10 protein-coding genes are annotated in these 15,630 nt (G+C 38.4%); 9 read left to right on the forward strand and 1 reads right to left on the reverse strand.

Annotated elements, in window-relative coordinates; translation table 11 throughout:
• Positions 1 to 66: 66 nt before the first annotated feature.
• From EP57_RS10930 to EP57_RS16525, 7 genes are all read left to right on the forward strand, one after another.
• A complete protein-coding gene (locus EP57_RS10930; protein WP_036086665.1) occupies positions 67 to 972 on the forward strand; it encodes an ABC transporter substrate-binding protein in 906 nt (301 codons plus the stop codon).
• A 278-nt stretch (positions 973 to 1,250) separates the two neighbouring features.
• Positions 1,251 to 2,057: an ABC transporter permease gene (locus tag EP57_RS10935; protein ID WP_036086779.1), complete on the forward strand. Its 807-nt coding sequence runs from the start codon at positions 1,251 to 1,253 to the stop codon at positions 2,055 to 2,057.
• Between the two features lie 13 nt (positions 2,058 to 2,070).
• On the forward strand, positions 2,071 to 3,102 hold the full coding sequence (locus tag EP57_RS10940; RefSeq protein WP_052167644.1) for an ABC transporter ATP-binding protein: 1,032 nt from the start codon (positions 2,071 to 2,073) through the stop codon (positions 3,100 to 3,102).
• Positions 3,103 to 3,336: 234 nt separating this feature from the next.
• On the forward strand, positions 3,337 to 4,284 hold the full coding sequence (locus EP57_RS10945) for a glycosyltransferase family 2 protein (protein ID WP_036086667.1): 948 nt from the start codon (positions 3,337 to 3,339) through the stop codon (positions 4,282 to 4,284).
• Positions 4,281 to 4,718 carry a GtrA family protein gene (locus tag EP57_RS10950; RefSeq protein ID WP_036086670.1) on the forward strand — a complete coding sequence of 146 codons (438 nt, stop codon included), beginning with the start codon at positions 4,281 to 4,283 and terminating at the stop codon, positions 4,716 to 4,718. Before EP57_RS10945 ends, EP57_RS10950 begins: the two co-directional genes overlap by 4 nt.
• 15 nt (positions 4,719 to 4,733) lie before the next feature.
• The gene (locus tag EP57_RS10955) at positions 4,734 to 6,224 is read left to right on the forward strand and encodes a DUF6056 family protein (protein ID WP_052167645.1); all 1,491 of its coding nucleotides are present in this window, start codon (positions 4,734 to 4,736) and stop codon (positions 6,222 to 6,224) included.
• A gap of 104 nt (positions 6,225 to 6,328) precedes the next feature.
• Entirely contained in the window at positions 6,329 to 9,940 is a 3,612-nt protein-coding gene (locus EP57_RS16525; RefSeq protein ID WP_052167646.1) for a PA14 domain-containing protein, read from the forward strand.
• Between the two features lie 48 nt (positions 9,941 to 9,988).
• Here EP57_RS16525 and EP57_RS10965 read toward each other — a convergent pair whose 3' ends face one another.
• The gene (locus tag EP57_RS10965; RefSeq protein ID WP_036086672.1) at positions 9,989 to 12,001 is read right to left on the reverse strand and encodes a DUF6270 domain-containing protein; all 2,013 of its coding nucleotides are present in this window, start codon (positions 11,999 to 12,001) and stop codon (positions 9,989 to 9,991) included.
• 260 nt (positions 12,002 to 12,261) lie between these two features.
• On the opposite strand from EP57_RS10965, the gene EP57_RS10970 reads away from it, so the two are divergent.
• Together EP57_RS10970 and EP57_RS10975 are read left to right on the forward strand one after the other, a co-directional pair.
• On the forward strand, positions 12,262 to 14,583 hold the full coding sequence (locus EP57_RS10970) for a bifunctional glycosyltransferase/CDP-glycerol:glycerophosphate glycerophosphotransferase (protein WP_036086673.1): 2,322 nt from the start codon (positions 12,262 to 12,264) through the stop codon (positions 14,581 to 14,583).
• Complete coding sequence (locus EP57_RS10975) at positions 14,583 to 15,611, forward strand: hypothetical protein (protein WP_036086675.1); 1,029 nt, start codon at positions 14,583 to 14,585, stop codon at positions 15,609 to 15,611. The genes EP57_RS10970 and EP57_RS10975 overlap by 1 nt, the downstream gene beginning before the upstream one ends.
• Positions 15,612 to 15,630: the final 19 nt, after the last annotated feature.

A 15,630-nucleotide genomic window follows, 5' to 3' on the forward strand; every position in this document is an offset into this window, starting at 1 on the left:
ACAGAAGAGTCGGGCGTATCCATTTGCCTGGCTCTTTCTATGTTAATGAAAGGGAGAGTATAACACATGTTAATCAAAAAAAGCCTCGCACTTCTAAGTCTAGCCATCATCCTTGTTCTAACAGGATGTAGCGCCCAAAACACCGCCGAAAAACAAGCACAAAAACCAGAATACATAGCAACAGATGCGACCGGTTCTAAAGTAGAACTAGACAGCAAACCGAAAAAAATCGTCTCACTTATGCCAAGCAATACCGAAACACTATACCGCCTAGGCGTAGGCAAAAATGTGATTGGTGTCACATCAAGCGATGACTACCCAGCAGCCGTCAAAAAAGTCCCAGTCGTTGCAACAACCGAAATCAACGTTGAAAAAATAATCGGCATGAAACCCGATCTTGTCTTAGGCCACGCATCCACGATGATGTACAGCAAAGATTCCTACGACCAAATCAAAAAAGCCAATATCCCATTATTCATCGTAGAAGACGCCCAAGATTTCGATACCGCCTACAAAACGTTCACTCAAATCGGTGACCTAACAGGCACGACCACAGAAGCGAACAAACTCGTGTCCTCGATGGAAGCAACAGACAAACAAATCCGCGAAGAAGCCAAAAAACGCGTAAAAACAAAAGCTAAAGTATGGCTAGAAATCAGTCCAGATTTATACACCGCAGGCAAAGGCACTTTTATCAACGAAATGTTAACCAATATCCAAGCAACCAATATCGTCTCCGAAGAAGGCTACCCACAATACAACGAAGAACAAGTCATCAAAGCAGCCCCAGACGTCATCATCACCATCTACCCAAATGCCAAAGAAGCCATCGCCAAACGCTCCGCATGGAAAAACATCCCCGCAGTCAAAAATAATCGCATCTACGAAATCGATCCATCCATCGTGAGCCGACCAGGACCACGACTTATCGAAGGACAAGAAGCCATTTTTGAAGCCGTGTATCCAGAATAATTTTGAAAAAAGTAAGGCTCTTACTTTACAAACGCCCGTTTTTGCGGTAATTTAACATAAGGTGGGGTTTTATTGTCTCACCACAAATACGAAGAAACGGCTTACATTTACGGAAGAATCGACAAATAACAACAAGAAGAGCAACTAAGACACGCGTAAACGACATCATTATGTATCTTTTTCTAGACACAAGGGGTGGAGCCTATACGACATGGAGCAAGAGATTTTCGGTTGCTGACACAGTAAACCGCATTATTATTCCGGAAAGAAGTGTTTTTGTGAAACAAGTATTAGAAGTCCTAAAAGAACAATTTAAGTACGCGCCAATGATTTTTCGAATTGCGCGTTATGAAGATAAAGCCACCTACCAAAGTCATTACCTAGGCCTTGCGTGGCAAATATTAAACCCACTAATTCAAGTTGCGATTTACTACTTTGTATTTGGATTCGCGATGAGCGGTCAATCAGGAATTGCCGGCGCAAGCTACATCGAATGGATGTTAGCAGGTATCATTCCCTGGTTTTTTATTAGCGCAGTTATCCTGCAAGGAGCAAATAGCATTTTTAATAAAATACACATGGTTTCTAAAATGAAGTTTCCAATGAGCGTTATGCCAAGTATAACCATTGTGTCGAACTTAACAAGTTACATTACAATGATGGTTATCTTTTTTGCACTACTTTTTGTAAAGGGCGCTCCAGTTTCCATGTATTGGATTCAATTTTTCTATTATTTTGTTGCGATGATTGCATTCCTTTTCAGCGTTACGTTGTTAAATGCGACAATTAGTGTGCTCGTACGCGATTATTATGTGATGTTACAGTCCGTGATGCGTGTCCTATTCTATGTTTCAGGTGTTGTTTGGAACCTAGACACGAAGCTTCCTGCATGGGTTGTTGATCTTTTAAAACTAAATCCAATTGTCTATATTTTGAAAGGTTTCCGGGAAAGTTTTGTCGGAAATAAAGGCTTTTGGCAAGAACCATCTTACACAATCTACTTCTGGCTTATCACGCTTGTCTGTCTATACGTAGGATCAGTATTACACATGAAATTCCGCGAACGCTTCGTGGATTATTTATAGGAGGTAAGGACAAATGGCAAAAAATATCAAAGTAGCATTCAAACATGTGTCCAAAGAATATGACCTCTATCAAAATAAATCCGACAAAATCAAAAGTCTATTCTTACCGAAAAGCAAACAGAACCAATCATTCTGGGCACTGCGCGACGTTAATTTCAATATTTATGACGGCGAAACAGTAGGGCTAATTGGAATCAATGGCTCCGGGAAATCAACCATTTCCAATATTATGTCTGGCGTCATCCCGCCAACCCAAGGTGAAGTAGTCATAAACGGTGAGACATCTTTAATCGCGATTGCGGTTGGTCTAAAAGGTCCACTAACTGGTTACGAAAATGTCCGTCTGAAACTACTTATGCACGGCTTAAAAACATCGGAAATCAATGCCCTCATGCCTAGCATTATCGATTTTGCTGATATTGGTGATTTCATGAACCAACCGATACAAAATTACTCTAGTGGTATGCGTTCTCGTTTAGGTTTCGCGATTTCCGTGCACACGGATCCTGATATACTAGTTATCGATGAAGCCTTATCCGTTGGGGACTCTACTTTCTATAAAAAATGCGTAGACAAAATTACAGAATTTAAAGAAGCTGGACGCACAATCGTATTTGTCAGCCATTCATTAGGTCAAATGAAGGGATTATGCGATCGCATCATCTGGATGCACTACGGGCAAGTTCGTGAAATAGGTGACGCGCAAGAAGTTGCTGATAAATATGATGAATTCGTACGTTGGTTTAATGGACAACCTAAGTCATATAAAAAAGAATACCAAGATGACTACAAAACAACACAAAAGCAACCTCAAAAAGTCAATTACCCAAATCCAAATGCTAATAAATACAGATTAAGTTGGTTTGACAAGATCATGATGACATTACTAATCGCACTCGCCATTTTTTTCGGATATTTCGTTGGTACAGGCCATTCTGTAATGGGACTTTTCAAGGCAAGTGATGATAGGCCAGCAGAGAACCAAGTTGTGAAAACCGCAACTACCGAAACGATTCATATCGAAACAAATAAAACCACTGCTTAGAAAGCTTATCTTCATATCAGGCACGAGTTAGGAAATCGCTAGCTCGTGCCTTTTTTGCGTATAATATATTAATAAAGAAAAGTAAAGTGTAAGTTATTTAAGTACTAAAAACGGTGCTGTCACATGATTAGTCTCCATTTTTCAAGGCGCTTATTCAAGTCTTTCCTTTTGCCAGCAAATGTTTTCTGTTATAATGATTGAGTATGCAAAAAAATAATGAGGATGTAGAAAAATATGAAATTATTAACGATTTCGGTGCCTGCTTATAATGAAAGTGAGGTACTACCACACCTATATGATCGAATAAAGGAAGTTATGGCCACGGTTTCAGATCGTTACGATTACGAATTGTTATTCATTAACGACGGTAGTTCCGATAATTCTGTTCAAATTATGAAAGAATTGCGAGCGAAGGATCCGCGAGTGTCTTATGTTGATCTTGCTCGGAACTACGGGAAAGAAGTGGCAATGGCTGCGGGATTCGATTATGCGAAGGGCGACGCAATGGTTACGATGGATGCCGATTTGCAACACCCGCCAGAACTAATTCCAGAAATGTTACTACTATGGGAACAAGGCTATGAAGACGTCTATGCGAAACGCAAAATTCGTGAGGGCGAAACATGGCTGAAAAAATACACATCGAAGAAATATTATCAATTGCTTCAAAAAATGTCAAAAACACCAGTTCTTCCTGATGCTGGCGACTTCCGCTTACTTGATCGCCGTTGCATTGATGCACTCAAAAAATTACGGGAAACTCAACGTTACTCCAAGGGCTTGTATAGCTGGATGGGTTTTAAAAAAGTAGAAATTGAATTTGATGCAGCCCCTCGTCTGGCTGGTGAGACAAAATGGAACTACGGTTCGTTGTTCAACTTGGCTTTAGAAGGCATGACATCATTTACAACTACGCCACTTAAAATTTCTTCTATTTTAGGATTTATTGTATCGATTGCTGCGTTTGTTTATATGATATACATATTCATTGCAACGCTGGTTACTGGAAATGCTGTCGCAGGCTTTCCAACACTACTGATAGTTATTTTGTTTTTAGGTGGGATTCAGCTGATTTCCATTGGAATTATTGGTGAGTATTTAGGGCGAATCTTCAATGAAGTTAAAGGACGTCCGCTTTATTTTGTAGAAGAATACAACGATGAGAGAGAGCCGATAAAATGAGAAAAATCCAAGAGCTAATAGCTAATTTTAGGAAAGCGCATGCCAATTTGTATAGTATTATTATGTACATCATTATGGGTGGCTTTACAACCGTCGTGAATATTGTGTCGTTTTGGTTGTGTAATTCCGTTTTTGGAATCGATTATGTGACTTCTAACACGGTTTCTTGGATTGCATCCGTTGTGTTTGCGTATGTGACTAACAAGCGGTATGTATTTGAAAGTTATACACCAACTTGGAAAGATCGGGCTCGTGAAGCGTCATCTTTCTTTGGTTTCCGTTTCTTAACATATTTAGTGGATTTAGCCGTTATGGTAATACTAATAAGCGGGCTAGGAACGAATGCACTGCTGGCGAAAATTTTGACGAACGTGATTGTGCTTGTGTTGAATTACGTGTTTAGTAAGTGGATAATATTTAAAATTAGGAAATAAAAAGGTAGGTTAATTATGATTCGAACAGAGAGAAATTGGAAATTATTGAGTTTGGTAAGTTTTGTTGCATTTATGTTTTATTTATACATTGCATTTAGAACGCCTTTGACGCATGATGATTGGACTTGGGGAATTGCTGAAGGTATGAAACGATACCATAATGGCTTCGCTGACTACAACGGTCGGTATCTTGGAAACATTGTAGAGATATTGATTACAAGGATAGATTGGTTCCGTATTTTGATGATGGGTGCATTTGGCGCGTTGATGGTTGTTTTGCCAGCTGTTATTGCAAAAACAAATTCACTCGGCGCCTATTTGCTAAGTTTTCTGTTATTCTTGGTTGTTCCAGCGAATATGTTTGCGCAAACGTATGGTTGGGCAGCGGGCTTCGCCAATTACAACACCGCGGCGATTTGTATTTTAGTCTATTTACTTATTGTAAAAAACGTATTTTACGATAAAGCACCGAAGTATAATATTTTCCTAACCATTTTTGCGGTACCACTAGGTTTTTGTTCACAATTATTTGTAGAACATGCCACATTGTATAATATTATGGCCGGCGTATTTATTATCGTTTTAGCGTTCGTGAAGTTCCGTAAATTTTTCTTATTCCACATTCTATATTTAGTATCAACGATTGCGGGCGCAGTATGGATGTTCTCAAACGGCGCATATGCAAAGATTTTTAGTGGAGAAGATACATATCGTACAGTTAATCACGATGTGGGCTTTATTGAGAAAATCTATGGTATCTTTAAAACAACCATGTACCAATTCCTAGTCATGAACAATGTTGGTTTAAATATTGTTTTGGCCATTATAGGGATTCTGGTATTAACAAAAGTAGCGCAGAACCTATCTACACTACAACTTATTTTCAAAAATGTATTCATCATGATTTTAACGGTCTATCCATTATATCGACCAGTGGTAGGGCAAGTATTTCATATCTCGTCTTCGAATACAGCAACATTTGAAGCTTTCTTCTCGCTAGCATTTTACCTTGTGCTTGTTGCTATTGTTATTATGTTTATTCCAGGAAGTAATTTGAAAACAGAGTTATCATTTTACTTGTTGTCGGTTGTTACGCTAGCTGCACCACTATTCTTCGTAACGCCTGTTGGTCCGCGTAACTTTATTATTTGCTACATGTTCTTTGTTCTCTTTGCAGTTAGGACGATTCATTTTATGTATGAAGAGAATTATTTGAATTTCCGAGCGGCATATGTACCGTTGTTTTCACTTGTAGTTGTGTTTATGATTGCTTTCATGTATATGTTTACGCAAATCGGTAGGTCCGATGATGCGCGTATTGCAAGCGCGAGAGCACAGGCTGAGGCAGGTGCGAAAGTTATTACAATCAAACGCTTACCGTATGAACAATATTTATGGATGAGCACACCGATTATACCTAGCTATCAAGCCACAAACTTTGTAAAATACTACAATCTACCTAATGGCACGACCCTAAAAATAGTTCCATCCAATAGTGCAAAATAACACAATTGTAATGTTGTTTTCGACTGCCAACTGTGAAATAATAGAGAGGTACACAAATTATTTCAAGGAGGTAAAGGTCAATCAGAAAAATAGCAATATTAGCGTTGGGTGTTATAGCAACCTGTACTTTTTTTGTGACGAAAGAACCGTTACAAGCGGAGGCAGCGACGGCGACTTCTTGGTCGGCAAGTTACTATAATAACACAACGCTTTCTGGCACGCCGGTCCTGAAACAGACGGAGAAAGCACTTCATTTTGACTGGGGCTATGGTTCACCAAGTTCGAAAGTTAATAAAGATAATTTTTCGGCGAAGTACGAAGCTGACATGACATTCAGTGAAACAGCGACGTATCGAATTAGTGGTGTGGCGGATGATAGGGTTAGAGTCTATGTCGATGGAAAATTGGTAGTTGATAAGTGGACAAACAATGTTCACCAACTCAACGAATTGGTTAGTATTACTAAGGGAACGCACAAGATTAAAGTAGAGTATGTGGAAGTAACAAGTGCCGCGAAACTCTGGGTAGACTTTACGAAGAGTAACAATTGGAGTGCGCAATACTATCCGAACAAAACGGTGAGCTTGCCGATTAAAGGTTCCGAAGACCTCGGTGCAAAAATCAAGAAAGACTGGGGTTACGGTTCACCAAACGCAGCTTTACCAGTAGATGCTTTTTCAGCAACCTTTCGCAAAAATATTACGCTAAGTACTGCGACTGATTACCGTATTATTGGTCGTGCAGATGATGGAATCCGAGTGTATGTAGATAACAAGCTTTTGTTTAATAATTTTAAACCAAGCACAGATAATCTAAACACGACGATTCCTCTAACAGCAGGTACGCATGAAATACGTGTGGACTATTTGGAAGCAGGCGGTGCGGCTTATATTATGGCTGACTTAGTCCCTGCTGCCCAATGGAACGCTGTATATTTTCCTAATAACAATTTGGCAGGTATTCCGAAATTGACAGAATATCTGAAGACAGATAATTACTTGAATAAAGTTTGGGGCTACGGCTCACCAGGTGCTGGTATTGGTGTGGATAACTTTAGTGGTTTCTTCTCGAAGCAATACAATATCACCGAAGCGGGCAATTATCGTCTTGTTGGAAAAGTAGATGATGGCGTACGTATTTATGTGGATGGAAAAGCGGTTGTCAATAGTTGGGATACATTTCAGGATAATCTGAACTATACCCTCCCACTGACAAAAGGTAAACACCAAGTGACCGTTCAATATCGCGAAAAGACTGGAGCAGCTCATGTACAGATGAATCTTGTGAAGGCAAACGCGTGGTATGAACAGTATTTTAACAACACGACTTGGGGCTTGAATTCCGTTTACACAACAGTTGGTTCGACATCAAATAAACTATCGCGAAATTGGGGGACAGGTTCTCCTAGCGCTAGTGTAAACAAAGACAATTTTACAGGTATTATGGATAAGCAAGTCGAAGTTACTGAAGCGAAAGATTACCGAATCGTTGGTAATGTAGACGATGCAGTAGCTATTTATGTGGATGGTAAGCAAGTTGTGAACAAGACAGAGCGTGGCGAAATTTATCCGGTTGTATCTTTAACAAAAGGTACACACGACATCCGGATTAAATTCCGAGAAGGCGGTGGAGCCGCTTATATTAACTTTGACCTCATCGACGCTAATTCTTGGTATGCAAAATATTATGCTAATGAAACTGTATCAGGTTTTCCATATGCGTATGACGAAGTGATTGGTACAACACTTGCCAAGAACTGGGGAACTGGTTCGCCGAACAGTAAAGTGCCAAGCGATCATTTCTCTGCAAGAATACACCGTCAAATCAATGCCCCCGAAGCGTTTAACTATCGCTTTTATGGTGATGTGAAAGACGAAGCTACTATTTATATGGATGGTAAAAATATGGGTACCGTTTCTGGTCAGTACAATCAGGTGATTTGGGTTCCAAAAGGAAAACATACCATTTCTGTTGTCTATAAGCATAAGACTGGTGCAGCATCCATCAATATGAATATTGAAAAGCTAGATAAATGGTTCGCGCGTTACTATAAAAACACCACATTAACAGGTGATTATGTGGCAAAATTATATGACACACAAACCGCATTTTATCAAAACTGGGCATACGGTAGTCCAGATCCAGCAATACCAACAGACAATTTCTCCGCAGTCATCGAGAAACAATACTACGCACCAAAAGCGCAAAACTACAACATTGTAGGGCGTGCCGATGATGGTATGCGTGTGACAATTGATGGCAAGGTTGTTTTCGATAATCGGAATCAAACTTACGTACGCGAAGAAAACTATGTCGTGGCATTAACTGCTGGCTGGCACAATGTCAAAGTGGAATATGTGGAACGCACAGGGGCAGCATCTGTTGATTTTAATATCTTACCTTCCAACACGTGGGTAGCAAGATATTATCCAACAAATAATTTCTCTGGTCGTCCAGTCTACAAAACAATGAGTAATATTAATGATAACTGGGGTGCAGGCAGTCCAGACCCAAGCATTCCTAGTGACAACTTCACGGCTCGCTATGAAGCAACATTAAACATGGCGAAAGATGGTAACTATGAAATGACAGGTCGCGCCGATGATCGTATCCGCGTAAAAGTAGATGGTCAAGTTGTGTATGAACAATGGACAGCAGGACTTAATAATTACAAGGAAACAATCCCGCTCACAAAAGGAAATCATAAATTTATCGTTGAATACATGGAAGATACGGGAAGCTCAGCACTTTCTTTCAATATCAACTATGTCACAGGCATCGAGCAAAACTATACAACAATGCCTTATAACTACACACTTGCTTCGGCGTTAGCCAAACAAATGGCCGGATCACCACCGCCGCAAACAAGCGTGAAACCACCAAATAATTATGTTCGCAGTAATTTTGTAACGTTAAATACTGGTGGCGCAACAGGCAAAACAAACGCTGCAACTAGTGTACGAGATGCAGCAAATCCAAATGCCTTCCTTGTTGGACCGCTCGCAAAAGATGTCACTATCACCATCACAGGAACTGTAACAGGAACCGATGGCGCGAAATGGTATAAATTCAACTACACACGTGCATGGGTTAATGCCTACCAAAAAGACGTACAATTTTACATGAATCCAAACAATTTTACGAAGGGTTCTAAAGAATATTTACAATTCCTTGTTCTGTCAAAAGCAGCAGGTATTAATGTTGCTGAAGTAAACAGTAAAGTTCTTGTTAACAAAGGAATCTTAACTGGACAAGGTGCAAGCTTTGCAACGGCGGCTACGACATATAAAGTAAACGAAATCTACTTGATGTCGCATGCGCTGCTAGAAACAGGAAATGGTTCATCACAACTTGCCAATGGTGTATTAGTAAGTAATGTCGATGGCAAACCAGTAACACCGAAAACCGTGTATAACATGTATGGAATTGGTGCTGTAGATAGCAACCCGTTAAAAGGTGGTTCTGAGTATGCCTATAAACAAGGTTGGGACACACCAGAGAAAGCAATTATTGGTGGTGCGCAGTTCGTCGCGCAAAACTATGTATCCAAAGGACAAGATACACTCTATAAAATGAGATGGAATCCTGCTAATCCTGGCGTACATCAATATGCAACAGATATTAAATGGGCGACAAGTCAAACAACGAGTATGTATAACATCTATAATTTACTAACAAGCTATATTCAAAACTTTGAAGTGCCTAAATATCAATAAAAAGTTTGGAGTTTCAGACATTGTTATCTGAGGCTCCAAACTTTTTTATTATTTTTGAGTGATGTAGATGAGTTCTTTCAAAAAATCTTTGTAATACGTTGACTCGAAATGTGATGGAGATTGACCAAAAGGATGGTTAAAATCGCCGATATAAGGCTTTTTAGAGAAATCAATAACGGTTGCTTCAGGAATTTTGGACATGAAATAATTGTTTAGGCGATTCCAGAAATAATTATTTCGCTCGATTTCCATTTTACCCTTATACTCAAGAATAGCTCTATTTTTAGCATAATACGAAGTTGTGAATCCGCCCGAGTTTAAAATAACGCGATTCGGTGGGATTATTTCGGTTAACTTTGAAATGAATTGGTCGGCATATTTGGTCCATTCATGAAAGAAAGCTTCATTATCCACATGATCCACTATTTTTTCGTAGGAGAGGTCATTCAGTAATTGACTTTGTTCCACTACGTAAGACAATGTGATGGCGGTCTTATCGTTTAGCCACATGACTGGGCGTACAACATCTGGATAAAGATCAATTAGGAAATAATCAGGATTAGATGCCTCTAGGTTAGCAAAGAATTCTTTTTTCAAGTCTTCTGCTATAATAGGACGTCGCTGCTCTACTATATCCGGATAGTTAGTCAAATCAATATCCTTTGCAGGCTCAGTCATCATGCTAATAATAGACGAATGAGATTGTATAATGCTACATTCAAAAAATTCTTCGTAATCAGGATTGAAAAAAGGTCTAGAATTAAAGGCGGAGTAGCTAAAATCAGTGCCCAATATCGCAATTTTAGTGACGTTTTCTGAATTTGTTGGTGTTTTAATGGTGTAACAAGATAAGTTACGCAAGCCGTTTTTAGTTATTTTAGCTTTAAATTGGTCATTTGCAATATCAAAGTACTCCAAAGGGCTTAAGTCAACCATATCTGGAACCATAATAGGTAAATCGGGTAAATTTTCCGAACGTAAATAAAAGTCCCAAGTAGTATCGGCTTTATTGACAGGCCCTGCTAGAAAATCTTTTTTACTAATAGATGCGCTGTATTTATTAAGTCCTTTTTTGATGGGCCAAGTTTGTTCTATATTATATTCAAATAGTTTATCTTTTTTATCACGACGTTTGGCAACGATTTGACTTTGCGAAAACTTAATATCGCTCTCAGGCTTAAGTTGGAATTTAAATTCTTCCCCTGTGTCGCTAAGTTGCGTAAGTGTAGCGATACCTTGACGATTTTTCTTGAAAAGAAAGGATAATCGATTCGAACCGGTAACATAAGCATGTAATGTAGCTAAAAGAGGTGCACCTACTTTTCTATTTTGGGAAACAGTAGGTTTTACTTCTGAGCTAATAGAGAGATATGTAGGAATTCCTTTTTCCATGTCAACAGGTACGATTTCGATAATGGCATCCAATACATTGCTATCATCGACTAAAAATTGAGAGGATATGTCCTGAAGTGGGATGGAGAACGTGATGCGATTATTCATAACGGCTCCTAAATTAAATACTTGCTGCTGTTCGTGAAATAAGTAAAATTGAGCAGTTGGACGGCGCTTAAGAAGCAATCTAGCTTCGAAAAGCTTATCGGTAAGCGATGGTTTAATGGAAATTTCTCCAGATACAGACTGTTCATCCATCGAGAAGTTTTCTAAATGAGTTGAGACTTCTAAAGGCTTACTAATAAGTGTAAGAATACCTAGAGGAAACTCAAATTGATAACGAAAAAGCGATGAATCTGACTGAAATGGCTTGTTGGTGATAGGGCCATCTGTACACAAATTAGTATAAGGATAATCTGTGTTCACTTTAAATTTCCAATCAGTCTCTTGGTCTGCCATAGAATACTTTGCGATGTCAGCAACTGAAATGGTAGCAGTGAACATGTTTGTATCTTGTTCAAACGGGATATTTATTTTCTGCTCAGGATGTACATATTCACGGGAATCATTAAAATAAGCCTGAATACTAGTGATTTTTCGTTCTGAAATACCGAATATTTTCCATGTTTTATTATCTATTAACTGAATGTCTTTAATAAGAATCTTCATTTGTATCTCCTTAAAATTTTAGTTTTCATAGTATATATTTTAGCATAGATTCACGAAACGCCCTACAAAAAAGAACATGGAGGAAATTATATCGTGGTATGGAAGTAGCATTCGACTTATTGGATATCAAAGATAACAGAATATCTATAGATGATTTTACGCATCTCTTGAATAAACGATTGACTTGTAGAGGATGAATGGATAGAATTAAGGGATAGATATGTGACATTTATATTTCAAATTAGGGAGAGTCTGTAAAAATGAGCAGTGATTCAATTACAAATATGGAAGAAAATCGAGAATTAGGAATAAGTATCATTATTCCGCTTTATAATGTCGAGGAAGTAATCCTTGAGACTTTGGAAAGCATTCAAGAACAAACGTTTAACATGTATGAAGTGATAATGATTGATGATGGTTCAACAGATAGGACTACAGAAATTGTAAATCAATACATACAAGATAAACCCAATTTTAGACTCTATTCGCAGCCAAATGGTGGACCGGCCTCTGCCAGAAATCATGGATTGCGTATAGCAGATAGAATGTATATTTGTTTTGTAGATAGTGACGATATTCTGCCAAACTATTCGCTGCAACTAATGTATGAGGCGGCTATCTCGACGGGATCGAAATTAATCACAGGTGCCACAAAGCGTTTTAACTCAAATAGCGAATGGTTCATCCCGATGCATATTAAGCATAACATTGCCAAACCAGGTATGAAGACATTATTAAAAAATCCTGAGTTGTTTTTTTCGATTGGACCCTGTGCTAAATTGTATCATCATTCACTCATTGATGGTGTGTTTTTTCCAGAAAATATTCGTTATGGTGAGGATCAACCTTTTGTTTTGCACGCTTTATTGCAGGCCGAGGAGATTTATACCGTTGAGAAAGTGGTTTATTACTACCGGCTTCGGGACGGGGAATCGCAATCATTAACGCAGTCTGTAAATAAGGATCCTATCCGTATTTTGAAGTCCGTTTTCCAAATTTTTGATTATGGAGAAATAGAGCTTGAGAAAAACAACACGGAATATGAGGTTGCATTGAAATATTACCAGCGTGTTGCGAGCATTGAATTGTGGGGTGCGCTCAGAGCAGCAATTGAAAGTAAAAAGAGTGAGAATCAGGAAATTGCGTTTACAATGACACTGGATTGGTTTAAGTCTAAATCAGATGACTTTTTAAATATTATTTCTTCTTTTCGATATTTCTTATTGTATAGTTGCATTGAACGAGTGCGCTATATTACAAAGGATAATAAAGATAATTACCGGAAGCTCATTGCGTATTTGTGGAGCAGACAGGATAATGAGGCTAAAAAGGCGTTTCAAAAAGCATATCCAATACACATGAATGCGGCATTGCAGATAATTGATGCGGATAATTGGCGAAGTGCTCGAAAAATATCCTTAAAATTTATCATACGTCGCAAATTAAAAGCACCAATTTTGATTCGAAAAGTTAGTCGCCGTATTATTTTTACAATAGCTAGCTGGATGCCACGTAAAAAAAATCAAATCATTTTAGCGACAGAGCGCGGTACACGATTAGAAGGTAATTTATTAGCGATTTACGATTATTTGTTCTATAAGGATATGCCTCAAAAAGTGTATGTCTTTTTACGTAAAAACCGGAACTGGTTTGAGATGTTTCAATTGCATTATGCGTTAGGTCGCGCACAAACGATTGTACTCGATGATTACTATAACAAAATATACGGGCTTAAGTTCAATAAGAAAACGCATGTCATTCAGTCTTGGCACGCGACCGGCGCTTTCAAGAAATTTGGCTTTAGTTCGCTTGAAGGAACAGATGCGAACACCGAAGAGTTTGAAACGCGTGCACACTCGTCGTATACAGATGTGCTTGTTAGCTCTGAGGGTATTATTTCGGAGTATGCGGATGCTTTTAGAAAACAAGAAAACCAAATTAAACCGATTGGCGTACCTCGGACGGATATGTTTTTTGATGAGGAGTATACGAGTTATGTAAAAGAGAAATATTACAAGAAATATCCACAGCTGCGAGATAAAAAGATCTTACTTTATGCGCCGACATTCCGTGGAGGTCCCAACGAAAGATTTAATTACAGTGTCGTACTTGATATCGCTAAGATGAAAGAATCACTTGGTGAGACGCATATTTTGATTTTGAAATTCCATCCAGTTATCAAAAATGTTTCCTTTAATGTTGAAAAAGATGATCCATTCATATTAAACTTGTCGATTAATCATGATATCAATGACTTGATGCTGTTTAGTGATGCGTTAATTACGGACTATTCTTCCGTTATTTTTGAGTTTAGTTTGATGAATCGGCCGATGTATTTCTTTGCATATGATATCGATGATTATTTGGATGAACGTGGTTTTTATTTCGACTATAAGACGATGATTCCAGGGGCTATTTTTAAAGAGACGATGCCGCTTATTCAGGCAATACAAGAGGAAGTATATGATTATGCAGGCTTGGATGAATTTAAGAAGAAATTTGTTGGTAGTTTAGATGGCCAATCAACGAAAAGATTTGTAGAAACATATGTGGAAAACGCAGATAAGGGGGGTACCAAGTGATGTCTATAGTATTAGAGCAGCTAATTTTTAATGATATTGAAAAAAGTTGGGGAAATTCGGATTTCTGTGAGCAGGTAAGGGCAGTTGCTGTTAGTACAGATGCTGATTTTGTAGTTGTGGCTCCAAAAGATGAGCGGGGATTAGCACTACAAATGCAATACTATATGAATAACTTTCCTGAAAATATGGACGGGGCTGATATCCACCTTTTTAACCAAAACCCAGCTTTTTTACAGCATTTACGTAAACTACCAGATAATGAGAAATATGAGATGACTTCTGAACTTATGTTTTTAGGGGAGGACGAGCCTAAACCTGTTAGTACTTATTTAGAGCAGGATCCACACATGTTACTAGCTGAGATGGGGGCTTATGTTTTATACAAAACAAGTTTTCTGAGAGAATATTTTAATAGAGTAGAAGGCTCTGTGAAGCTAATTGATATTTTTCAACAGTCGAAAATGATTTGGAAGCACCGTGTATTGGAAGATGCGACGGAAAAGGAAGCGATTTTTACTGATTACACGGTAAGCGAGATGGTTTCTTGCTGGAGTTATTTCCGAGAACTAGAAGATAAATACACAACTCTGAGCTTAGAATTGCTAGACTTTGATAAAAATATGTTTAATTACCTCATCCGAAACAAACTAGGCCCGGCATTCAACCAGAATTTAATGAGTGGTAAACTAGTTGAGGCACGGAATGGGCTTGAAATATTTACTGATTTTCTAAAGGGGCAAGATAAGAGGTTGGTTAGTGCGCTTGTTTCTTCAGGATATTTCTATATTCACTTTCCAGTTGCTAACTATATGATGTGGCAAAATGATAAATTATTTGTTGCAGCATATTTAAGGTTCTTGAAGGTGTTATTTGATAAGACGCACTATCAAACGAAGCAGTACTATTTGAGGCATTATCGACGTGCAACGAACGCAACATATAAAGCACAGGGCTTAAATTCGATAAGACCTGTGGCAAAGTGCTTTAACCTGTACTTTGAGCATGAGAGTAAAAATTTGGTTTACTAATACAAAAAGGAAGGTACGG

Origin of the sequence: Listeria booriae (assembly GCF_000766865.1) — a bacterium.
Lineage (GTDB): Bacteria > Bacillota > Bacilli > Lactobacillales > Listeriaceae > Listeria_A > Listeria_A booriae.

Excerpts from the sequence above, each read along its gene's own strand:
- EP57_RS10930 (WP_036086665.1), top strand. The coding sequence starts at position 67 with ATGTTAATCAAAAAAAGCCTCGCACTTCTAAGTCTAGCCATCATCCTT.
- EP57_RS10940 (WP_052167644.1), top strand. The coding sequence starts at position 2,071 with ATGGCAAAAAATATCAAAGTAGCATTCAAACATGTGTCCAAAGAATAT.
- EP57_RS10945 (WP_036086667.1), top strand. The coding sequence starts at position 3,337 with ATGAAATTATTAACGATTTCGGTGCCTGCTTATAATGAAAGTGAGGTA.
- EP57_RS10950 (WP_036086670.1), top strand. The coding sequence starts at position 4,281 with ATGAGAAAAATCCAAGAGCTAATAGCTAATTTTAGGAAAGCGCATGCC.
- EP57_RS10955 (WP_052167645.1), top strand. The coding sequence starts at position 4,734 with ATGATTCGAACAGAGAGAAATTGGAAATTATTGAGTTTGGTAAGTTTT.
- EP57_RS10965 (WP_036086672.1), bottom strand. The coding sequence starts at position 12,001 with ATGAAGATTCTTATTAAAGACATTCAGTTAATAGATAATAAAACATGG.
- EP57_RS10970 (WP_036086673.1), top strand. The coding sequence starts at position 12,262 with ATGAGCAGTGATTCAATTACAAATATGGAAGAAAATCGAGAATTAGGA.
- EP57_RS10975 (WP_036086675.1), top strand. The coding sequence starts at position 14,583 with ATGTCTATAGTATTAGAGCAGCTAATTTTTAATGATATTGAAAAAAGT.